Raw genomic sequence first — 22,174 nt, forward strand, 5'->3', positions numbered from 1 at the left:
GGCCGGGACGGCCTCAGCCGCACTTCTGGGAGTCGGGCAGGGAGGCGACGAACGCCGGGTCGGCCTGCTCGGCACCGGCCTGCTTGGCGAAGTCGGACCCCGCCTGCGACACCGAGCCCGAGCCACCGCCGGGACGGCCGTCCTTGCCGGGGTTGAACCGGGCGTCGGTGTCGATCTCGACCTTCTTCGCCCAGGCGTCGCGCTGCTTGAGCCCCTCGGTCAGCAGGGCGTCGAGGTTGGTGGGGCTGGCCTTCTGGCCCGTGGCCTCGGCCGCGACCTGCACGACGTCGGCGCGGCTGGCGGCGTACTGCGACAGCACGTCGGAGAGCACCGTCCCGGCCCGCCCCTTGACGCCCTGCACCTGGGTCTGGAGCTGCTGGTCGATGAAGGTGACCAGCGAGCGGGGCGCGGAGACGCCCTGGTCGGCGGCGAACCGCTCGTCGAGCTGGATGTCGACCAGCAGCGCCAGCGACTGGCGCTTGACGCTGGACAGCGGGACCTCGCTGGACTGCCCCGACTGCCCGGCCTGCTCGATGGCCGAGCACTGGGCGGCCGCGAGGTCGTCGACCTGCGAGGTCGGGATCCGGCTGCCGTCGACCACCGAGGCGGTGCCCGGGGTGAGCTGGCTGCAGCCCGACAGCAGGAGCACACCGGCTCCGAGGACGGGGGCCCAACGACGTGCCTTCACGATCCGGTCTCCTCACTGGCGGCCCGGGCGGCCTTGATCTGGTCCGGGGCGATCACCCCGTCGATCACCTGCCGGGCCCACGCGAGCAGCTCCTCGTCCCGCGGGGCGGGAGCACCGAAGCCGACCGGCTGGGGCCGTGGCACCAGCATGGTACGCACGGGCTCCTTGTAGAGGCTCTTGGGGTGCAACCGGTTCAGGCGCACGACACGCGAGTCCGGCAGGTCGACGGGGTGGAAGCGCAGGTACTTGCCCTGCACCGTCACCTCCGAGACCCCGGCCTCGCGGCAGCGGGCCCGGAAGCTGGCCACGGCCAGCAGCCGCACCACCTCCGCCGGCGGCTCGCCGTAGCGGTCGACCAGCTCCTCGCGCAGGGTCGCGACGTCGTCGTCCGAGCGCACCTCGGCCAGGCGCTTGTACATCTCTAGCCGCAGCCGCTCGCTGGGCACGTAGGTGTGCGGCAGGTGGGCCTCGACCGGGAGCTCGATCTTGACCTCGATCGTCGCCTCGGGAGCGCTGCCGTCCTGCCGGAACTCCGAGACGGCCTCCCCCACCAGGCGCACGTAGAGGTCGAAGCCGACGTCGGCGATGTGGCCGGACTGCTCGCCGCCGAGCAGGTTGCCGGCGCCACGGATCTCGAGGTCCTTCATGGCGATCGCCATGCCGCCGCCGAGGTCGGAGTGCTGGGCCAGCGTGGCCAGCCGCTCGTGGGCGGTCTCGGTGAGCGGCTTGTCGGGCGGGTAGAGGAAGTAGGCGTAGGCCCGCTCGCGCGAGCGGCCCACCCGGCCGCGCAGCTGGTGCAGCTGGGACAGGCCCAGCGTGTCGGCCCGCTCGATGATCATGGTGTTGGCGTTGGAGACGTCCAGGCCGGACTCGACGATGGTGGTGCACACCAGCACGTCGAACTCCTTCTCCCAGAAGTCGAGCATCACCTGCTCGAGCTGGTGCTCCCCCATCTGGCCGTGGGCGGTCGCGACCCGGGCCTCGGGCACCAGCTCCTTGATGCGCGCCGCGGCCTTCTCGATCGAGGTGACGCGGTTGTGGATGAAGAAGACCTGGCCGTCGCGCAGCAGCTCGCGGCGCACGGCCGCGGCGACCTGCCGGTCCTCGTAGGCCCCGACGTAGGTGAGCACCGGGTGCCGCTCCTCCGGCGGGGTGGCGATGGTCGACATCTCGCGGATGCCGGTGATCGCCATCTCCAGGGTGCGCGGGATCGGGGTCGCCGACATCGAGAGCACGTCCACGCTGGTGCGCAGCTGCTTCATCTGCTCCTTGTGCTCGACACCGAAGCGCTGCTCCTCGTCGACGATGATCAGGCCGAGGTCCTTGAGCTTGATGTCGGGGTTGAGCAGCCGGTGGGTGCCGATGACGATGTCGACGCTGCCGTCGGCCAGGCCCGCGATGACCTCCTTGGCCTCCTTGTCGGACTGGAACCGGCTCAGCGGCTTGAGCACCACCGGGAACCCGCTCATCCGCTCCGAGAACGTCGAGAAGTGCTGGGTGACCAGCAGCGTGGTGGGCACCAGCAGGACCACCTGCTTGCCGTCCTGCACCGCCTTGAAGGCGGCGCGGACGGCGATCTCGGTCTTGCCGTAGCCGACGTCGCCGCACACCAGCCGGTCCATCGGCACGACCTGGCGCATGTCGGCCTTGACCTCCTCGACCGTGCTGAGCTGGTCGGGCGTCTCGTGGAAGGGGAACGCGTCCTCGAGCTCGGTCTGCCACGGGGTGTCGGGGCCGAAGGCGTGGCCCTTGGTGGCCTGCCGCGCGGCGTACAGCTTGATCAGCTCGGCGGCGATCTGGCGCACGGCCTTGCGGGCGCGGCCCTTGCGCTTGGCCCAGTCGGCGCCGCCGAGCCGGTCCAGGCTCGGCTGCTCGCCACCGACGTAGCGCGTCACCTGGTCGAGGGCGTCCGCGGGCACGTAGAGCCGGTCGGCCGGTTGGCCGCGCTTGGAGGAGCCGTACTCGAGCACGAGGTACTCCCGCACCGCTCCGTGGACCTCGCGCTGCTTCATCTCCAGGAAGCGGCCCACCCCGTGCTGCTCGTGCACGACGAAGTCGCCGGCCTTGAGCTCGAGGGGGTCGATCTGCTTCTTGCGGCGCACCGGCATCTTGCGCATGTCGCGCGTGGTCGCCTTCTGGCCGGCGATGTCCTCGCCGGTCAGCAGCAGCAGGCCGGGCCGGGCCATGGAGAAGCCGTGGGACAGGCACCCCTGCCCCACCTGCACGACACCGTCGCCGCGGGCGCCGAAGGCCTGGTCGGCGACCAGCGCGGCCGGCACGTCGTGCTCGCCCAGCACCTCGACCATCCGCTGCGCCGGGCCGGCCCCCTGGTGGAGGGTGACGACGTCACGGCCCTCGGAGAGCGCCTTGCGGATGTCGCCGACGGCCTCCTCGAGGTCGCCGCGGTAGGCCTCGGCGGGCTGCACGCCCACCTCGCGCGAGGAGTCGTCGGCCCCGTCGGGAAGGTCGAGCCCGAAGGGGCTGATGCCCCACCAGGCGCGCCGGCTGCCGAGCACCGCGTCGCGGATCTCGCCGATGCCCTTGAGGGAGGCCGCTCCCAGGTCGATGGGGGCGGTGCCGCCCGAGGCGGCCGCGGCCCAGCTGGCGCCGAGGAACTCCTCGGAGGTCTCCACCAGGTCGCGGGCCCGGGTGCGCACCCGCTCGGGATCCAGCACCAGCACGTGGGAGTCGGCCGGGAGCAGGTCGACGAGCAGCTCCATCTCGTCGACCAGCACCGGGGACAGCGACTCCATGCCCTCGACGGCCACGCCCTCGGCGAGCTTGTCGGTGATCTCGCGCAGCTGGGGGTGCTCCTCCCCCAGCGTCCGCGCCCGGGCGCGGACGGAGTCGGTGAGCAGCAGCTCGCGGCACGGCGGCGCCCACAGCCGCTCGACCGGGGCCAGCGTGCGCTGGTCGGCCACCGCGAAGCTGCGGATCTCGTCGATCTCGTCGCCGAAGAACTCCACCCGCAGCGGGTGCTCCTCGGTCGGGGGGAAGACGTCGACGATGCCGCCTCGGACGGCGAACTCGCCACGCTTCTCGACCAGGTCGACCCGGGAGTACGCCGCGGCCGCCAGCCGGGCCACCACCTCGTCGAGCTCGTGCTCCTCCCCGGGGACCAGCTCGACCGGCTCGAGGTCGGCCAGACCCTTGACCTGGGGCTGGAGCACTGAGCGCACCGGGGCCACCACCACCTGCACCGGGCCGTTGGAGGCGTCCTGCCCGGGGTGGACCAGCCGGCGCAGCACCGCCAGCCGACGACCGACCGTGTCGCTGCGCGGGCTCAGCCGCTCGTGGGGCAGCGTCTCCCACGCGGGGAAGAAGGCCACGCCCTCGGGGCCCAGGACGTCGACGAGCTCCTCGGTCAGGTCCTCTGCCTCGCGCACGGTGGCGGCCACCACCAGCACGGTGCGACCGGCGTCCACCAGGCCCTTGACCACGAAGGGCCGCAGCGCCTGCGGACCCACCAGGTCGACCGTCGGCAGCGTTCGGGCCTGGGACAGCGTCTGGGCCAGCACCGGCTCGGTGAGGACCAGGTCGGCCAGGGTGGAGAGGGACACGCGAGAACACTTCCTTCGGGCACGCACACGACCCCCCGACGAGTGCGGCAGGGGGTGGCACCAGTCTACGAAGCCGGCGAAGCCTGCTCGTGGGCGGCGTCGGCCGGCCCCCGGAGCAGGCGGGCGAGCTCCTCGTCGCGCGTGGTGGCGCTGGGGCTCAGGCCGAGGTGGATGCGGTTCCTGGTGGTGAGCGAGACGAAGCAGGTCATCCCCGCACTGTGCCACCGTGCTCGGACATGCAGGAACGACTGAAGGCCGCCCCACGGGTGGGGCGGCCCTCAGCACTAAAAATTGTCCGGCGACGTCCTACTCTCCCACGACCTCCCGGTCGCAGTACCATCGGCGCTGAAAGGCTTGACTTCCGGGTTCGGAATGGAACCGGGTATTTCCCTATCGCTATGGCCGCCGAAACACTATGGAGTTATCCAGTGGACACCAGCCCCACACCACCACCCCACCCCACAACAGGGCAGAACAGTCACATGGGACTCATACGGTGTTCCCGACCGTAACTCGGGAACCACACAGTGGACGCGCAACATCTTTGAGGGACAAGCCCTCGGCCTATTAGTACCGGTCGGCTAGGCATTACTGCTGTACACCTCCGGCCTATCAACCCAGTCGTCTACTGGGGGCCTTACCCGGTTGACCCGGTGGGAAACCTCATCTTGAAACGTGCTTCCCGCTTAGATGCTTTCAGCGGTTATCACTTCCGAACGTAGCTAACCAGCCGTGCCCTTGGCAGAACAACTGGCACACCAGAGGTTCGTCCATCCCGGTCCTCTCGTACTAGGGACAGCCTTTCTCAAGTTTCCTGCGCGCGCGGCGGATAGGGACCGAACTGTCTCACGACGTTCTAAACCCAGCTCGCGTGCCGCTTTAATGGGCGAACAGCCCAACCCTTGGGACCTACTCCAGCCCCAGGATGCGACGAGCCGACATCGAGGTGCCAAACCATCCCGTCGATATGGACTCTTGGGGAAGATCAGCCTGTTATCCCCGGGGTACCTTTTATCCGTTGAGCGACGCCGCTTCCACATGCCAGCGCCGGATCACTAGTTCCGACTTTCGTCCCTGCTCGAGTTGTCACTCTCACAGTCAAGCTCCCTTGTGCACTTACACTCGAAACCTGATTGCCAACCAGGCTGAGGGAACCTTTGAGCGCCTCCGTTACATTTTAGGAGGCAACCGCCCCAGTTAAACTACCCATCAGGCACTGTCCCTGATCCAGATAATGGACCTAGGTTAGATATCTAATACGACCAGAGTGGTATTTCAACGATGACTCCACACTCACTGGCGTGAATGCTTCACAGTCTCCCACCTATCCTACACAAGTCGAACCAAACACCAATACCAAACTATAGTAAAGGTCCCGGGGTCTTTCCGTCCTGCCGCGCGTAACGAGCATCTTTACTCGTAGTGCAATTTCGCCGAGTCCACGGTTGAGACAGCGCCCAAGTCGTTACTCCATTCGTGCAGGTCGGAACTTACCCGACAAGGAATTTCGCTACCTTAGGATGGTTATAGTTACCACCGCCGTTTACTGGGGCTTAAGTTCTCCGCTTCGATCTTGCGATCTAACAGGTCCCCTTAACCTTCCAGCACCGGGCAGGAGTCAGTCCGTATACATCGTCTTACAACTTCGCACGGACCTGTGTTTTTAGTAAACAGTCGCTTGGGCCTGGTCTCTGCGGCCATCACCGCGTCTCACAGCAAGTGTGATAACGGATCCGGCCCCCCTTCTCCCGAAGTTACGGGGGCATTTTGCCGAGTTCCTTAACCATGGTTCACTCGATCGCCTTAGTATTCTCTACCTGATCACCTGAGTCGGTTTGGGGTACGGGCGGCGCATAGCTCGCTAGAGGTTTTTCTCGACAGCATAGGATCAGCCACTTCGTCCATACGGACTCCCCATCAGGTCTCAGACACATGAGAGACGGATTTGCCTGTCCTCTCGTCCTACACCCTTAGCCACCGACAACCATCGCGGTGGTTGGCCTACCTTCCTGCGTCACCCCATCGCTTGACTACTACTAGATCGGGTCGTGCGCTCTGCCACCATCGTCCCGAAGGATCCCGGTGGTTTCGGGCACTTAGCATCACTAGCCTCGTCATGGGCGCTACTTTGCCGGTACGGGAATATCAACCCGTTGTCCATCGACTACGCCTGTCGGCCTCGCCTTAGGTCCCGACTTACCCAGGGCAGATTAGCTTGACCCTGGAACCCTTGATCATTCGGCGGAAGAGTTTCTCACTCTTCATTCGCTACTCATGCCTGCATTCTCACTCGTGTGGCGTCCACGACTGGTTCACACCGCCGCTTCACTCGCCACACGACGCTCCCCTACCCATCCACACACCTGGACCCACTCACGTGGGCCGGGATAACGCATGAATGCCATAGCTTCGGCGGATGACTTGAGCCCCGCTACATTGTCGGCGCGGAATCACTTGACCAGTGAGCTATTACGCACTCTTTCAAGGGTGGCTGCTTCTAAGCCAACCTCCTGGTTGTCTCTGCGACTCCACATCCTTTTCCACTTAGTCACCGCTTAGGGGCCTTAGCTGATGGTCTGGGCTGTTTCCCTCTCGACTACGGAGCTTATCCCCCGCAGTCTCACTGCCGCGCTCTCACTTCCCGGCATTCGGAGTTTGGTTGAATTCGGTAAGCTGTTGGGCCCCCTAGTCCATCCAGTGCTCTACCTCCGGAAAGAAACACGCGACGCTGCACCTAAATGCATTTCGGGGAGAACCAGCTATCACGAAGTTTGATTGGCCTTTCACCCCTATCCACAGGTCATCCCCTCAGTTTTCAACCTAAGTGGGTTCGGTCCTCCACGCGGTCTTACCCGCGCTTCAACCTGCCCATGGATAGATCACTTCGCTTCGGGTCTTGATCGTGCCACTCAGACGCCCTATTCGGACTCGCTTTCGCTACGGCTTCCCCACACGGGTTAACCTCGCGACACAACGCAAACTCGCAGGCTCATTCTTCAAAAGGCACGCTGTCACCTGGTCCCCACGAGGGGGACTTCAGCTCCAACGGATTGTAGGCACATGGTTTCAGGTACTATTTCACTCCCCGCCAGGGGTACTTTTCACCTTTCCCTCACGGTACTTGTCCGCTATCGGTCACCAAGGAGTATTTAGGCTTAACGGGTGGTCCCGCCAGATTCACACGGAATTTCAGGGGTTCCGTGTTACTTGGGGTAACGCCACAGAGCCATCGGTTTACGTATACGGGGCTATCACCCTCTACGGCCGGACTTTCCAATCCAGTTGCACTTCATCGATGGTTTCTTACTCTGTGCTGGTTCGGCAGAACCAACAAGGCGGCCCCACAACCCTCACGCCGCAACGCCTGCCGGCTATCACACGACGTGAGTTTGGCCTCTTCCGATTTCGCTCGCCACTACTCTCGGAATCACTTTTGTTTTCTCTTCCTGCCGGTACTGAGATGTTTCACTTCCCGGCGTTCCCTCGCACCACCCTATGTGTTCAGATGGGCGTAACTGGACATGACTCCAGCTGGGTTTCCCCATTCGGAAATCCCCGGATCACAGCTCGATTGCCAACTTCCCGGGGCTTATCGCAGGCTTCTACGTCCTTCATCGGCTCTTGGTGCCAAGGCATCCACCATGTGCCCTTAGTAGCTTGTCTTGCTACAAAGATGCTCGCGTCCACTGTGTAGTTCTCAACATACGGGCGGAACCCCCACCTACACCCCCGCTGACCCACACGCCACCGGCATCCCCCGAAGGAGACCCCGACGACCGCACGAGCAGTTCGAAGAGATGGAAGGCCGCAGAAGAATCATGACCTCACAAGGCCTGATCCCTCAGGACCCAACAGTGTGCCTGACAACTCCCCCACCCAGTAACCACGTTCCACACACCAGCAGCACGAAGCCACCGACGCAGTACTAGCCGCCAACCAGACGAGAGAGCAACCAAATAATCGACGTTCCACTAATGAGCTGGCACCGCCGAGGAACACACGTCCCCGAAACAGCGCCGATGGACACCCACCGAAGCAGGTGCCTACATGCTCCTTAGAAAGGAGGTGATCCAGCCGCACCTTCCGGTACGGCTACCTTGTTACGACTTCGTCCCAATCGCTCGCCCCACCTTCGACAGCTCCCTCCGTAAACGGTTGGGCCACTGGCTTCGGGTGTTGCCAACTTTCGTGACGTGACGGGCGGTGTGTACAAGGCCCGGGAACGTATTCACCGCAGCGTTGCTGATCTGCGATTACTAGCGACTCCGACTTCATGGGGTCGAGTTGCAGACCCCAATCCGAACTGAGACCGGCTTTTTGGGATTCGCTCCACCTTGCGGTATCGCAGCCCTTTGTACCGGCCATTGTAGCATGCGTGAAGCCCTAGGCATAAGGGGCATGATGACTTGACGTCATCCCCACCTTCCTCCGAGTTGACCCCGGCAGTCTCTTATGAGTCCCCACCATGACGTGCTGGCAACATAAGACGAGGGTTGCGCTCGTTGCGGGACTTAACCCAACATCTCACGACACGAGCTGACGACAGCCATGCACCACCTGTATACAAGTGTCCAAAGAGACCTCTGTCTCCAGAGGCTTCTCGTATATGTCAAACCTAGGTAAGGTTCTTCGCGTTGCATCGAATTAATCCGCATGCTCCGCCGCTTGTGCGGGCCCCCGTCAATTCCTTTGAGTTTTAGCCTTGCGGCCGTACTCCCCAGGCGGGGCGCTTAATGCGTTAGCTGCGGCACGGAACTCGTGGAATGAGTCCCACACCTAGCGCCCAACGTTTACGGTGTGGACTACCAGGGTATCTAATCCTGTTCGCTCCCCACACTTTCGCTCCTCAGCGTCAGGTAATGCCCAGAGAACCGCCTTCGCCACCGGTGTTCCTCCTGATATCTGCGCATTTCACCGCTACACCAGGAATTCCGTTCTCCCCTGCATACCTCTAGTCTGCCCGTATCGGAAGCAGGCTCAGGGTTAAGCCCTGAGTTTTCACTCCCGACGCAACAAACCGCCTACGAGCCCTTTACGCCCAATAATTCCGGACAACGCTCGCACCCTACGTATTACCGCGGCTGCTGGCACGTAGTTGGCCGGTGCTTCTTCTGCGCATACCGTCACTTTCGCTTCGTCTGCGCTGAAAGAGGTTTACAACCCGAAGGCCGTCATCCCTCACGCGGCGTTGCTGGATCAGGCTTTCGCCCATTGTCCAATATTCCCCACTGCTGCCTCCCGTAGGAGTCTGGGCCGTGTCTCAGTCCCAGTGTGGCCGGTCACCCTCTCAGGCCGGCTACCCGTCGAAGCCTTGGTGAGCCATTACCTCACCAACAAGCTGATAGGCCGCGAGCTCATCCTGCACCGCCAGAACTTTCCACCACACCCCATGCGAGGCGCAGTCATATCCGGTATTAGCCACCGTTTCCGGTGGTTATCCCAAAGTGCAGGGCAGATTGCTCACGTGTTACTCACCCGTTCGCCGCTCGTGTACCCCGAAGGGCCTTACCGCTCGACTTGCATGTGTTAAGCACGCCGCCAGCGTTCGTCCTGAGCCAGGATCAAACTCTCCATTGAAAATGCAGAAATTCAAACCCCAGCAAGAGGAACGATCCACTGACAAAAAATTGCCAGAATCATCGTCGTTCTTACCAAAGGAACCATCAACCAACACCCACCCCAAAAGGCAGGCAATCGGCCGACAGGTATAAATTAATTCGTCGACTTTTGGCACACTGTTGAGTTCTCAAGGATCAAGCGCGCACCACTGGAAATCTTGCGATCTCCCCGCGGGGCAATCTGGTGAAACTTACCGGGCGGCCCGAGTCGCGTCAAATCGCTTCCCTGGCCGGTCCGGCCGCTCTCCTGCTTCACGTGGATCCGATCTCGGCGCAGACTGCGACGGGAACGACCACGACGTGGTGGAGAGGATGTCTGCTGGGGGCCGGCCACCCGGCCTTGAGGCCTTGTGTCCCGCCGCACCCGGCGACAGAGAGAACATTACACACGGATCCGGGGATGTGCACATCGAGGGGCCACCCCGGGGGCCTCCACGGGGTCCGCCGACAGCATCCGTGCAGGTCAGCGGCCCGGAAAATTGTCGAAACTTCTTCGCAACCTCCCGGTCACGCGCCCGACGCACGCGTCGGGGCCCGTGGCGGTCCCCCGTGAGGGTCCCTGCGCCTCAGCCGCGGAGCCGTCGGCGACGGCGACCGGCGGGACGCACGACCAGCACGGGGCAGGGGGCGGAGTGCTGCACCCGCTGGGCGGTGCTGCCGAGCAGCACCGTCTCGCTCAGCCCGCGGCTGCCGCTCGCCACCACCACCAGACCGGCGTCCAGGTCGGTGGCGGCCCTGACGATCTCGTTGGCCGGGGAGCCGCTGCGCACCTGCTCGTGCACGGCCGGCCCCCAGCCCTCGAAGCCGGCGGCCACCGTGCGCACCGCGGCCTGGCCCGCCTCCCGGAAGCTCGCGTCGGTGCCGAGCTCGCTGATCTCGTCGGCGAAGGCGAGGGTGGCGTAGGGGCTGATCACTCCCACGACCGTGACGTCGGTGATCCGGTCGGGGTCGGCGAAGGAGCGCAGGTGCTCTGCGGCGGCCAGGGACTGGGCCGACCCGTCGGTGGCGACGACGACGTGCATCTCAGCTCCCCTCCGTGCGCAGGGTGCGGTCCCCGCGGTCGGTGCCCGCGGGACGGTCGCGGTGGCCGAAGAAGTACTCGAAGACGAACAGCCCCACCCCCACGGCCACCAGGGCCAGGCACCACAGCACCGAGGTGGGGTCGTCCACCACCGTGTAGACGAGCACCGCGAGGTTGCCGACCAGCCCCAGCACGAGGAGCGGACGTGGCGCCCGGTAGTGCTCGGCGTTGACGTCGGTGGAGCCGAGCTTCATGCAGGCCACGATCACCATCGAGTAGATGATGAGCAGCAGCACGACGGTCACCGTGGCCAGGCGGGCCACGACGTCGACGTCGAGACCCAGGGCCTTGAGCCCGTTGCTGGCCGCGAGCAGGACCATCACCACGGCGGCGGAGAAGACCAGGCCCACCACGGGGCTGCGACGCGTCGGGTGCACCTTGCCGAACACCGCGGGCACCACGTCCTCGCGGGCCATCCCGTAGAGGATCCGGGGCTGGGTGACGATCGCGACCAGCGTGGTGTTGGTGATCGCGGTCATCGCGATGACGGCGAACACGATCGACAGCACGCCCACCGGGAGCGGGAGCACGCCCGACTCCACGACGTCGAGCAGCGGGGTGTCGGACCCCGCCAGCTCGTCGACGGGCAGGGTGAGGGCCGAGGCGACGGAGACCAGGACGTAGAAGACGCCGGCCGCCGCCATGCCGCCGATGAGCGCCCGCGGGAAGTTGCGGGCGGGGTCGACGGTCTCCTCCGCCACGTTGGCGGCGTTCTCGAACCCGGTCATGGCGAAGAACGCGAGGGAGACGCCGGCCAGGATCGCGAAGACCGGGTTGCCGTCGGCCGTGAACTCCGTCAGGACGCCGAACTCGGCATCGCCGCGGAACACCACGACGGCCCCGATGAGGAGCACGATCAGCAGGCCCGACACCTCGACGAAGGTCATCACCATGTTGGCCACCACCGACTCGGTGATGCCGATGAAGTTGATCACCGCCAGCATCAGGATGAACAGCAGCGCGATGACCAGGCCCGGGGGTGCTGCCCACACCTGGCCGAAGTAGTTGGCGAAGCCGGTGGCCAGCGAGCCGGCCGCGGCGAAGCTCGAGGCCAGGAACAGCACCGTCACCAGGAACGTCAGCGGCTGGGACCGGAAGGCCTGGTTGATGTAGAGCGCGGCACCGGCGGCGCGGGGGTACTTCGTGGCCAGCTCGGCGTACGCCATGCCGGTCACGGTCGCGATCGTCACGCCGACGGCGAAGGCGATGAAGAACGCCCCTCCCACCGCGCCGGCGACCAGACCGATGAGGGCGTAGATGCCGGAGCCTAGGACGTCGCCCAGCACGTAGAAGAACAGCAGCCGGCCGGTGATCGAGCGCTTGAGCCCGCTCTCGGCCTCTCCGGGGGTGGCGGTCGCGGTGTCGGACATGGTGCCTCGATTCCCAGGGGGCATCGGCGCGGACGCCTTTGGAGATCACTACCCCCAGCCCGGCACCCCAAACACCGCGTCGCCGGCCCCGGACGCGCGGCCGCGGTCAGCTGACGACGACCTCGATGCGCTGGAACTCCTTGACGTCGGTGTAGCCCGTGGTCGCCATCGCGCGCTTGAGGGCGCCCACCAGGTTCATGGTGCCGTCGGCGACGTGGGAGGGGCCGAAGAGGATCTCCTGGAGCGTGCCGACCGTCCCGAACTCGACCCGCTGGCCGCGCGGGAGGTCGGCGTGGTGGGCCTCGGTCCCCCAGTGGAAGCCGTGCCCCGGGGCGTCGGTCGCCCGGGCCAGGGGCGAGCCGATCATGACCGCGTCGGCGCCGCAGGCGATCGCCTTGGCGATGTCGCCGCTGCGTCCGATCGAGCCGTCTGCGATGACGTGCACGTAGCGGCCGCCCGACTCGTCCATGTAGTCGCGCCGGGCCGCGGCGACGTCGGCCACCGCGCTGGCCATCGGCACCGCCACGCCGAGCACCGTGCGGGTGGTGTGGGCGGCGCCGCCACCGAAGCCGACCAGGACGCCCGCGGCGCCGGTGCGCATCAGGTGCAGGGCGGCCTGGTAGGTCGCGCAGCCCCCGACCACGACGGGCACGTCGAGCTCGTAGATGAACTCCTTGAGGTTGAGCGGCTCGGCGTTGGACGAGACGTGCTCGGCGCTGACCGTGGTGCCCCGGATGACGAACATGTCGACCCCGGCGTCGACCACGGTCTTGGCGAACTCCTTGGTGCGCTGGGGGCTCAGGCTCCCGGCCACCGTCACGCCCGCCTCGCGGACCTGGCGCAGCCGCTCGGTGATCAGCTCGGCGCGGATCGGCTCGGCGTAGATCTCCTGCATCCGGCGCACGGCGTCGACGCCCTCGAGGCCGGCCACCTCGGCGAGCAGCTCGGTGGGGTCGTCGTACCGCGTCCACAGGCCCTCGAGGTTGAGCACCCCCAGGCCGCCGTGGCGGCCGAACGCGATGGCGGTCTCCGGCGACATCACCGAGTCCATGGGGGCGGCCACGATGGGCAGCTCGAAGCGGTAGGCGTCGATCTGCCAGGCCGTCGAGACCTCCTCGGGGTCGCGGGTGCGCCGGCTCGGCACGATCGCGATGTCGTCGAAGGCGTAGGCCCGGCGGCCGCGCTTGGCGCGCCCGATCTCGATCTCAGTCACGGACGAACCCTAACCAAGGTCGGGGGCGACGCCGAGCCGCGCGGTCCCCGGGGCCGGACCGGGCCCGTGCCCCTGGTGCGGATCGACCTCGGGACGGGTCTCCCCGCTGGGACGCGACACCGCTCGGAAGCAGGCGCTGAACGCCGCGCTGGCCGAGCGGCTGGAGCGGGAGTGCGGCCTGCGCCCCGAGGACTTGGTCGTCTCCCTGGCCGAGGTCGGCCGCGACGACTGGTCCTTCGGCAACGGACGCGCGCAGTTCGTCACGGGCGAGCTGCAGGCCCGGCCGGTCGGTCGACGAGGACCGCCCCCGTGCCGTTGACCGCGAGGTCGAACGCCTGCCGCAGCCACGCGGCGTACCGCTCCTCGGACCAGGAGAAGGCCGTCATCGATCGGTAGGTCTCGCCCGAGCACAGCATCTGCACCTCGGGCACGGCGTCGGGACGGGCGGCGTCGCCCCGCGTGAGCAGGGCGACCAGGCGGCGGGTGCTGCCGACGCGCTGCAGCTCCGCGCCCTGGACGATCCCCCGCACCGTCGCGTCGCGCGCCACGGCCTCGGCGATCGCGGGCACCAGGTGGGCCATCCGCGCCACCATGGCCGTCACGGCCCGCGCCAGCACGTCGAGGCGGGCGTCGACGTCGGGCTCCTCCTCCAGGCGGAGCACGTCGAAGGCCTCCTGCAGCCCCTGGTGCTCGCCCAGGATGGCCCGCCACACCATCGCGGTGAAGACCTCCGACTTGGTGCCGACCAGGCGCTCGATGCGGGCGGCGTCGACGCCGGACTCGTCGGCCAGCTGGGCCATCGTCGTGCGCACCCAGCCCTGCGCCGCGAAGCGTCGGGCCGCGACGTCGAGGACCCGCTGACGCTCGGCTCGCGGCCCCGGGGACGGGGCAGGGGGGTCGGTCGGCCGGGTCACGGGACGGTCGGGGTCGGCAGTCATCGCCGCCGATCGTAGGACCCCGCGCCCCCGGCGGCGAGGTGCGTCAGGGCAGGGCCCGGGGCTCGCAGGGGGCCACGGCCCCCTCGGCGACGCCGATCGACCCCGCGACGCCCCCCAGGTCGCGGACCCCGTCGTCGCCGGGCCCGGGCTCGCCGGAGACCCGGGCGACCGAGATGACCAGGGTCTGGTCGTCGGCGACTACTCCCGGTGAGAGCGCGACGCGGTAGCCGTCCTCCCCCAGCACGAACTCGAAGCGGGCCGAGCCGACGGGCGCCGCCACCTGCACGAAGCGCCCGGCGGCGCAGCGGGTGTCGCGAGGCAGGTAGGTGACGTCCGAGCGCACACCGGCGTCCGCCAGGGCGCGTTCCAGGCCAGCGGCGTCCTCCAGCCGGTGGACCTCGACGTCGACCACGCCGTTGGCGCCCTGCACCACGGCGTACGCCGGTCGCTGGGCCAGCAGGGCGGGGACGAGCAGTCCCCCACCGGCCAGCAGCCCGACCAGGGCGGCCGCGAGCACGAGGCGGCGCCGGGGCCGCCTGACGGGTGGCGGGGCGTCGGGGCGGTCGGCCGGGGACGACCGGGCGACGTCGTCGCGCAGCTCGGTCAGCAGGGCGGTCTGGAACGCGTCGAGCGAGGTGCTCACGACGTCTCCTCTCGGGCGGGGACGGTCACGGGGCGGGGGGCCAGGTCCTCCGGCGGGTCGCCCCCGGGCGCGGCGGTCAGCCGGCGGCGGGCGCGGTGCAGCCGGACGCGGGCCGCCCCGGCGGAGATGCCGAGCACCTCGGCGGCGTCGGCGACCCCGAGCCCGTCGAGGGCCACCAGCTCCAGCACGGCGCGCAGCGGGTCGGGCAGCGCCTCCAGCCGGCGGTGCAGCCGGCGCGCCTCCCGCTCGGCGTCGAGTCGGTCGACGACCTGCTGGTAGGCGTCGCCCTCGAGCAGCCGGCGGCCGCTCACCCGGGAGACGGCGCGCGCGTGCCGACCCGAGCGGCGCAGCTCCATCGCCACCACGCTGCGGGCGATGCCGTAGAGCCACATCCGCGGGGATCCCAGTGCGGGGTCGTGGGTGTGGGCCCGGTCGATGGCGGCGAGGAAGACGTCGGCCGTGAGGTCGGCCCCGGTGGCGGGGTCGCCGACGCGTCGCGAGACGAACCCCTGCACCTCCTCGACGTGGGCCCGGTAGAAGGCCTCGAGGGAGTCGGGGTCGGTCGCGATGCGCGAGACCGGCGTCGGTGTCATGCCCGTCCTCTGCCGCAGCGCCCCGGGGCGTTACGGCGGAGCCGGATCAGCGCCAGGAGTAGTTGGGCGCCTCGGTCGTGATCTGCACGTCGTGGGGGTGGCTCTCCTTGAGCCCGGCGGAGGTGATCCGCACGAAGCGGCCCCGCTCGCGCAGCTCGGGGACGGTGCGGGCCCCGACGTAGAACATCGACTGGTGGAGCCCGCCGATGAGCTGGTGGGCGACGGCCGAGAGCGGCCCGCGGTAGGCGACCTGGCCCTCGATGCCCTCGGGAACGATCTTGTCGTCGCTCTCCACGTCGGCCTGGAAGTAGCGGTCCTTGGAGAACGACTTCTTGCCGCGCGAGGCCATGGCGCCGATCGAGCCCATGCCGCGGTAGGACTTGTACTGCTTGCCGTTGACGAACATCAGCTCGCCCGGGCTCTCGTCGCAGCCGGCGAGCAGCGAGCCGACCATCACGGTCTCGGCGCCGGCCACGAGGGCCTTGGCGATGTCGCCGGAGTACTGCAGGCCGCCGTCGGCGACCAGCGGCACGTCGGCCGGGCCGCAGGCCAGGGAGGCCTCGTAGACCGCGGTGACCTGCGGGACGCCGACGCCGGCGACCACGCGGGTGGTGCAGATGGAGCCCGGGCCCACCCCGACCTTGACCGCGTCCGCGCCCGCGTCGACCAGGGCCTGGGCCCCGGCGCGCGTGGCCACGTTGCCGCCGATGACCTGCACGTGGCGGGTGGCGGGGTCGCTCTTGAGGCGCGCGATCATCTCGAGCATCAGCCGGGCGTGGCCGTTGGCGACGTCGGGGACGAGCACGTCGACACCGGCCTCGACCAGCGTGGTGGCGCGCTCCCACGCGTCGCCGAAGTAGCCGATCGCCGCCCCCACGAGGAGGCGGCCGTCGGCGTCGTTGGAGGCCATCGGGAACTGCTCGGACTTGACGAAGTCCTTGACGGTGATGAGGCCGGCCAGGCGGCCCTGCTCGTCGACGATCGGGAGCCGCTCGCGCTTGTGCTGGCGCAGCAGGGCGGTGGCGTCGTCGCGGGAGATCCCGACGGGGGCGGTGATGAGGGGCATCGGGGTCATCACCTCGTCCACCTTGGTGGTGGCCCACTCCGCGACGGGCGTGAAGCGCAGGTCACGGTTGGTGATGATGCCGAGGAGGCGGTGGTCGACGTCGACGACGGGCAGGCCCGAGACGCGGTACTCGCCGCAGATGGCGTCGAGCTCCTCCAGGGTGCGGTCGGGGCCGATCACCACCGGGTTGGAGATCATGCCGGTCTGGGTCCGCTTGACGAGGTCGACCTGGTAGGCCTGGTCCTCGATGGACAGGTTGCGGTGCAGGATGCCGATGCCGCCCTGGCGCGCCATCGCGATCGCCATCCGGGACTCCGTCACGGTGTCCATGGCGCTGGAGACCAGCGGCGTCCGCAGCCGGATCTCCCGCGTCAGCCGGGTCGAGGTGTCGACCTCGCTGGGGATGACGTCGGTCTCCCCCGGCAGCAGCAGCACGTCGTCGTAGGTGAGGCCCAGCGGCGCGAACTTGGCGGGGACTTCGGCGTCGGAGGTCATGGTCCGGGGGCCTTCCGGTGGCAGAGGTGCGGGACCTGAGCCTAACGCCCGAGCGCGACGCGTTCTTCCCCGGTCAGGCCCGTCACCGGCCCGCCCGGCAGCGCGATCCGGGCCTGCAGCACGCCCTGGGTCACCTTGATCCGGGCGCGCAGGCCCGCACCGCAGACCATCGAGACGAAGCCCTCGTCCTCGGCCGGCGCGAGCAGCACGACCTCGGTCATCCCGCGGGCCGCCGCGAGGGCGCACCCCCGGGTCAGCAGCTGGGTGCCGATGCCGAGGCGGCGCCACGCGGGCGCGACCTCGATGGTCAGCTCCTGGGCCGCCGTCGGGGCGAACCCGGCCACGCCGACGACGTGGCCGCCGATCCGGGCCTGCAGTCCGGACGGCGTCTCGGCGTACTCCACCCCGGAGGAGCGCGGCGTGATCGGCACCGACCCGGGCACGGCCTCGCGGCCGGACCGGGCCGCGACGCCCTCGGCCAGGGAGGTGAGCGCACCGGCGCGGGAGTGCTCCGTGGCGCTCCACTTCTCCGGGTGCGGACCGAGCAGCCGCTCGAGCAGGTGGGGCAGGGCGGACGGGTCGTCGACCACGTCCTGCGCCGCGCCCAGCCACCGCGTCGGCTGGTCGATCAGGTCGTGGGTGGTGCAGGGTTCGACGCTCACCTCGTCCCCGCCTGCACCACCCACGAGTTCGGCGACCGCTCGCGCGGTCCAGTCCTCGGGGGTCGAGATCACCAGCTCGTCGGTGACCTGCCCGAGGTCGGGGAAGATCTGCAGGCCCAGGATGTTGAGGCCCGCGTCTCCGCACCGGGTGGCGAGCAGCGCGAGGGCACCGGGACGGTCCGTCAGCGACGCGCGTACTCGGAAGAACATGGCCTCACTGTGACGGGGCCGTGTTGCGGGATCGCTGCCGTCGTATTTCGGGCATGTCAACTCGTATCGGGTTCCGGTTCCGACTCCCTGTGCCCACCCGACCAGACCAGTGCGCGTCGTCCCCCGCGTTCAGCCCGCGTGGCGGCACCGGAGGTGGCACCCTCGTGCCCGGCCCCCTGCGCGGGGCCAGGGCCCCACGCAGGTGTCTCGGGCCCCGGTCCGGGAGCGGCGAGGAGGAGCAGCGTGGGCGTGGAGCTCGTGGTGGACGGTGACGTGCAGCGGTGGGGCGAGGCGGCCCGCGCCTCGGGCCAGCCCGTGTCGGCCTTCCACGCGGTGGGGTTCCTGACCGTCGCCGCGGCCGTGACGCAGAGCCACCTGGTGCCGCTGGTGGTGCGCCACCGCGGCCGCGACGTCGGCGTGGCCCCGTGGCTGCTGCGGCGGCGTGGCCCGCTGGCGCGGGTCAACCGCGTCCCCTTCCCGTACGCCGGCCCGCTGGTCCCTCCCGACCTGCTGGGCGAGACCCTCGACGCGCTGTGGCGGCGGGGCCGTCGCCACGGGGTGGTCACGCAGGACCACGAGTTCGCGCCGGGCACGGCCGTGGACCCCGGGGCGCTGGCCACCTGGGGCAGCACGCTGCGCCACGACCAGACCTACGTGGTGGACACCTCTGCGGACCTCGACGTCCTGCTCGCCGGCGTCGACCCGCGCTGCCGGCGCCAGATCCGCAAGGCCGAGGCGGGCGGCGTCCGCGTCGAGGCGCGCTCACCGCTGGCCGGACCGACGCTGGAGCGGGTGCTCGAGTCGGTCTTCGCGCTCAAGGACCACTCCTCGGGCTACCGCCACCCGCTGGGGCTGGCCCCCACCGACCTGCTGCCCCTCAAGGACCTCGACGCCCGCTGGGCGGTGGCGCAGGTGGGCGACGAGCCCGTGGGCAGCCTGCTGACCGTGCGCCACGAGGACCGGGCGGTCGCCTGGCTGGGCGGCGTGCTGCCCGAGCACCGCCGCACCACGCCAACCCGCTGCTCTACTGGGACGCCCTCCGGTGGGCCCACGAGCGCGGCGCCGCGACCCTGGACCTGAGCGGGGTGCCGACCCCCGAGATCGCGGCGTACAAGAAGCAGTTCGGCGGCACGCTGGTCGACTACCCGGTCGTGGTGCGGCGGGCGCCGGGCGCGGAGCAGGCGCGCGACCGCGCCCGCTCCGCGGTGGAGCGGCTCAGACGAGCAGCCCCAGCAGCAGCACGAACACCAGCCCGCTGACCGAGAGCACCGTCTCCATCAGCGACCAGGACTTGATGGTCTGGCCGACCGAGAGCCCGAAGTACTCCTTGACGAGCCAGAAGCCGGCGTCGTTGACGTGGGAGAAGAACACCGAGCCCGCGCCGATGGCGAGCACGACGAGCGAGACCTCGGGCTGGCTGAGGCCCTCGACCAGGCCGAGCATCAGCGCCGAGGCGGTGATGGTGGCCACGGTGGCCGAGCCGGTCGCGAGCCGGATCAGGACCGCGACGAACCACGCGAGCAGCAGCACCGAGACGTTGGCGTCCCGGGCCCAGTCGGCCAGCAGGGTGCCGACCCCGGTGTCGACCAGCACCTGCTTGAAGCCGCCGCCGGCGGCCACGATGAGCAGGATGCCGGCGATGGCGGGCAGCGAGGTCTCGACCGACCTGGTGATCCCCGCGCGGTCCATGCCCGAGGCCTTGCCGAAGGTGAACATCGCGACGAGCACGGCGATGAGCAGCGCGGTGAACGGGTTGCCGATCACGTCGAAGACCTGGCGCACGGTGGCGGTCTCGTCGGAGACGAAGATGTCGACCAGGGCCTTGGCCATCATCAGCGCGACGGGCAGCAGCACCGTCATCAGGGTCAGGCCGAAGCTCGGACGGGACTCGACCGGCTTCTCCTCGCGGGACTCGAACAGCTCCGGGGCCGGCACGTCGACCCAGCGGCCGGCGAGCTTGCCGAACAGCGGGCCGGCGACCACGACGGTCGGGACGGCCACGATGACGCCGAAGAGCAGGGTGGTGCCGAGGTCGGCGCCCAGCGAGTCGATGGCCACCAGCGGACCGGGGTGCGGCGGCACCAGGCCGTGCATCGCCGAGAGGCCGGCGAGCGTGGGGATGCCGATGGTGATGACCGACATCTGGGCGCGGCGCGCGACCAGGTAGATCACCGGCATCAGCAGCACCAGGCCGATCTCGAAGAACATCGGCAGGCCGATGAGGGCACCGACGCCGGCCATCGCCCACGGCAGCGTGCGCGGCGAGGCCTTGCCGACGATGGTGTCGACGATCTGGTCGGCCCCGCCCGAGTCGGCGAGCAGCTTGGCGAACATCGCGCCGAGCGCGATCAGCGCGCCGACGCCGGCGGCGGTCGAGCCGAAGCCGGTGGTGAAGCTGGTGATCACGGCGCTGATGTTCTGGCCGGCCACGATGCCCACCGTCAGGCCGCCGAGGATCAGCGCCAGGAACGGGTGGACCTTGGCCCAGGTGATCAGCACGACGATCAGTGCGATCGCGACGAGCGCGGCGAGCACGAGCTGGAGGCCGGAGGCCACCGGCTCGACCAGCGGGGCGGGGTCCGCGGTGGGCACGAGGGCGGCGAGCGGGCTGCTCAGCAGGGCGGTCATCCGGCGTTCCTGTTCTCGGTGGTGGGGCTGGGGTGGGTGTCGACGTAGGCCTGCACGACGGCGTCGACGGACTGGTCGACGTCGATCACCTGGCCGGCCTCGTCCTCGCCGAGGGGCTCGAGCGTGGCGAACTGCGAGTCGAGCAGCGAGGCGGGCATGAAGTGCCCGGGCCGGCTGGCCTGGCGGCGCGCGATGACCTCGCGGGTGCCGTGCAGGTGGACCAGCTCGGCGCGGGGTGCGTGGGCGCGCAGCTGGTCGCGGTAGCTCCGCTTGAGGGCCGAGCAGCTCATCACTCCCCCGGACTCCCCGTGGTCGCGGAGCCAGGCGCCGACGGCGTCGAGCCAGGGGCCCCGGTCGTGGTCGTCGAGGGCCTGGCCGGCGGTCATCTTGGCGATGTTGGCCTCGGGGTGGAAGTCGTCGGCGTCGGCGTACGGCACGCCCAGGCGCTGCGCGAGCGCAGCCCCCACGGTCGACTTGCCGGACCCCGAGACGCCCATGACGACCACCAGGGGTGGTGCGGTGCGTGCATCCATGAGGACTCCTTGTGACGGTCGACACAGCATGCCCCCAAAGATATGATCTTTGCAAGGTTTGCTGCGACATTCGTCATATCTTTGCGGCCCCGCGCCGACCTGACAGGATGCCGACATGCCCGCCGACGCGACCCCTCGCACCCGCCCCCACGGGGCGCTGCACGGCGACGTGCTCGACGCGCTCGGAGCCCGGCTCGTGACCGGCGACCTCGTCGAGGGGCGCGTGCTGACCCTGGACACCATCGCCCGGGAGTACGCCGTGTCGGTGCCGGTCGCGCGCGAGGCCGTGCGGGTCCTGGAGTCGATGGGGATGGTCGCCGCCCGGCGGCGCGTCGGGGTGAGCGTGCTCCCCCGGGCCTCGTGGCACGTCTTCGACCCCCGGCTGATCCGCTGGCGGCTGGCCGGCGACGACCGCACCGCCCAGCTGCTGTCCCTGAGCGAGCTGCGCAACGGCTTCGAGCCCGTGGCCGCGGGCCTGGCGGCCCGGCGCGCCACCCCGGCGCAGTGCTCCGAGCTGGCCAGCGCGGTCAGCGACATGGTCGTCCACGGCCGCAGCGGTGACCTGCGGGCCTACCTGGTGGCCGACGTGCGCTTCCACGCCACGATGCTCGAGGCGAGCGGCAACGAGATGATCCGGGCGCTGGCCGACGTGGTGGCCGAGGTGCTGACCGGCCGCACCGAGCACGACCTGATGCCGGCCCGGCCCAACCCCCAGGCGATCGCCCTGCACGACGAGGTGGCCCGGGCGATCCGCACCGGCGACGCCACGGCCGCCGAGCGGGCGATGCGCTCGATCATCGACGAGGCCGCCGGGGCGATGCGCGCGCAGTACGCCGCGGACTGAGGCCGGCCCCGGACGCACACCGGCCCGCCGCG

The 22,174-nt window shown here is 69.0% G+C and carries 17 protein-coding genes and 3 rRNA genes; 4 read left to right on the plus strand and 16 right to left on the minus strand.

The window, feature by feature from the left end; all coding sequences use genetic code 11:
- Positions 1 to 13 precede the first annotated feature (13 nt).
- The 9 genes from BLU55_RS10230 to BLU55_RS10265 form a co-directional block, all read right to left on the minus strand.
- Entirely contained in the window at positions 14 to 688 is a 675-nt protein-coding gene (locus tag BLU55_RS10230; RefSeq protein ID WP_157682819.1) for a hypothetical protein, read from the minus strand.
- The gene (gene mfd, locus BLU55_RS10235; protein ID WP_091729198.1) at positions 685 to 4,248 is read right to left on the minus strand and encodes a transcription-repair coupling factor; all 3,564 of its coding nucleotides are present in this window, start codon (positions 4,246 to 4,248) and stop codon (positions 685 to 687) included. The genes BLU55_RS10230 and mfd overlap by 4 nt, the downstream gene beginning before the upstream one ends.
- Positions 4,249 to 4,313: 65 nt before the next feature.
- The gene (locus BLU55_RS19460) at positions 4,314 to 4,457 is read right to left on the minus strand and encodes a hypothetical protein (RefSeq protein WP_157682820.1); all 144 of its coding nucleotides are present in this window, start codon (positions 4,455 to 4,457) and stop codon (positions 4,314 to 4,316) included.
- 84 nt (positions 4,458 to 4,541) lie between these two features.
- Positions 4,542 to 4,658: ribosomal RNA gene (gene rrf / locus BLU55_RS10240) — 5S ribosomal RNA — on the minus strand.
- A 137-nt stretch (positions 4,659 to 4,795) separates the two neighbouring features.
- Positions 4,796 to 7,911, minus strand: a 23S ribosomal RNA gene (locus BLU55_RS10245).
- Between the two features lie 395 nt (positions 7,912 to 8,306).
- Positions 8,307 to 9,825 (minus strand): 16S ribosomal RNA (locus tag BLU55_RS10250).
- The 16S, 23S and 5S rRNA genes sit together here, the layout of an rRNA operon.
- Positions 9,826 to 10,432: 607 nt before the next feature.
- Positions 10,433 to 10,888: a universal stress protein gene (locus BLU55_RS10255; protein WP_091729200.1), complete on the minus strand. Its 456-nt coding sequence runs from the start codon at positions 10,886 to 10,888 to the stop codon at positions 10,433 to 10,435.
- Position 10,889: 1 nt separating this feature from the next.
- Positions 10,890 to 12,317 (minus strand): APC family permease, encoded by a 1,428-nt coding sequence (locus BLU55_RS10260; protein WP_091729203.1) that lies wholly within the window; start codon positions 12,315 to 12,317, stop codon positions 10,890 to 10,892.
- A gap of 106 nt (positions 12,318 to 12,423) precedes the next feature.
- Entirely contained in the window at positions 12,424 to 13,530 is a 1,107-nt protein-coding gene (locus BLU55_RS10265; RefSeq protein ID WP_091729205.1) for a GuaB3 family IMP dehydrogenase-related protein, read from the minus strand.
- A 106-nt stretch (positions 13,531 to 13,636) separates the two neighbouring features.
- Between BLU55_RS10265 and BLU55_RS20160 the strand changes: the two genes are divergently transcribed.
- Positions 13,637 to 13,849 carry a tautomerase family protein gene (locus tag BLU55_RS20160; protein ID WP_091729208.1) on the plus strand — a complete coding sequence of 71 codons (213 nt, stop codon included), beginning with the start codon at positions 13,637 to 13,639 and terminating at the stop codon, positions 13,847 to 13,849.
- Here BLU55_RS20160 and BLU55_RS10275 read toward each other — a convergent pair.
- From BLU55_RS10275 to BLU55_RS10295, 5 genes are read right to left on the minus strand one after another with little or no spacing between them, the layout of a single operon-like run.
- Positions 13,791 to 14,468, minus strand: a complete 678-nt coding sequence (locus BLU55_RS10275; protein WP_091729212.1) for a TetR/AcrR family transcriptional regulator — start codon at positions 14,466 to 14,468, stop codon at positions 13,791 to 13,793. The two genes, BLU55_RS20160 and BLU55_RS10275, sit on opposite strands and share 59 nt — an antisense overlap.
- Before the next feature lie 43 nt (positions 14,469 to 14,511).
- The gene (locus BLU55_RS10280; protein WP_091729215.1) at positions 14,512 to 15,111 is read right to left on the minus strand and encodes a hypothetical protein; all 600 of its coding nucleotides are present in this window, start codon (positions 15,109 to 15,111) and stop codon (positions 14,512 to 14,514) included.
- Entirely contained in the window at positions 15,108 to 15,704 is a 597-nt protein-coding gene (locus BLU55_RS10285) for an RNA polymerase sigma factor (RefSeq protein ID WP_091729216.1), read from the minus strand. Before BLU55_RS10285 ends, BLU55_RS10280 begins: the two co-directional genes overlap by 4 nt.
- A gap of 46 nt (positions 15,705 to 15,750) precedes the next feature.
- Positions 15,751 to 17,265: an IMP dehydrogenase gene (gene guaB, locus BLU55_RS10290; protein ID WP_091729218.1), complete on the minus strand. Its 1,515-nt coding sequence runs from the start codon at positions 17,263 to 17,265 to the stop codon at positions 15,751 to 15,753.
- A gap of 41 nt (positions 17,266 to 17,306) precedes the next feature.
- Positions 17,307 to 18,137: a GNAT family N-acetyltransferase gene (locus tag BLU55_RS10295; protein ID WP_091729219.1), complete on the minus strand. Its 831-nt coding sequence runs from the start codon at positions 18,135 to 18,137 to the stop codon at positions 17,307 to 17,309.
- Positions 18,138 to 18,380: 243 nt separating this feature from the next.
- Between BLU55_RS10295 and BLU55_RS10300 the strand changes: the two genes are divergently transcribed.
- Together BLU55_RS10300 and BLU55_RS19465 are read left to right on the plus strand one after the other, a co-directional pair.
- Positions 18,381 to 19,217, plus strand: a complete 837-nt coding sequence (locus BLU55_RS10300; protein ID WP_091729221.1) for a GNAT family N-acetyltransferase — start codon at positions 18,381 to 18,383, stop codon at positions 19,215 to 19,217.
- Positions 19,218 to 19,222: 5 nt separating this feature from the next.
- Positions 19,223 to 19,396, plus strand: coding sequence for a hypothetical protein (locus BLU55_RS19465; RefSeq protein WP_157682821.1), 174 nt, complete (start codon positions 19,223 to 19,225; stop codon positions 19,394 to 19,396).
- Here BLU55_RS19465 and BLU55_RS10305 read toward each other — a convergent pair.
- Together BLU55_RS10305 and BLU55_RS10310 are read right to left on the minus strand one after the other, a co-directional pair.
- Positions 19,353 to 20,765 (minus strand): GntP family permease, encoded by a 1,413-nt coding sequence (locus BLU55_RS10305; protein ID WP_091729222.1) that lies wholly within the window; start codon positions 20,763 to 20,765, stop codon positions 19,353 to 19,355. The genes BLU55_RS19465 and BLU55_RS10305 overlap by 44 nt on opposite strands.
- Positions 20,762 to 21,298, minus strand: coding sequence for a gluconokinase (locus BLU55_RS10310; RefSeq protein ID WP_231916820.1), 537 nt, complete (start codon positions 21,296 to 21,298; stop codon positions 20,762 to 20,764). Before BLU55_RS10310 ends, BLU55_RS10305 begins: the two co-directional genes overlap by 4 nt.
- Positions 21,299 to 21,413: 115 nt before the next feature.
- On the opposite strand from BLU55_RS10310, the gene BLU55_RS10315 reads away from it, so the two are divergent.
- Complete coding sequence (locus BLU55_RS10315; protein ID WP_091729224.1) at positions 21,414 to 22,142, plus strand: FadR/GntR family transcriptional regulator; 729 nt, start codon at positions 21,414 to 21,416, stop codon at positions 22,140 to 22,142.
- Positions 22,143 to 22,174: the final 32 nt, after the last annotated feature.

Origin of the sequence: Nocardioides scoriae (genome assembly GCF_900104965.1) — a bacterium.
Lineage (GTDB): Bacteria > Actinomycetota > Actinomycetes > Propionibacteriales > Nocardioidaceae > Marmoricola > Marmoricola scoriae.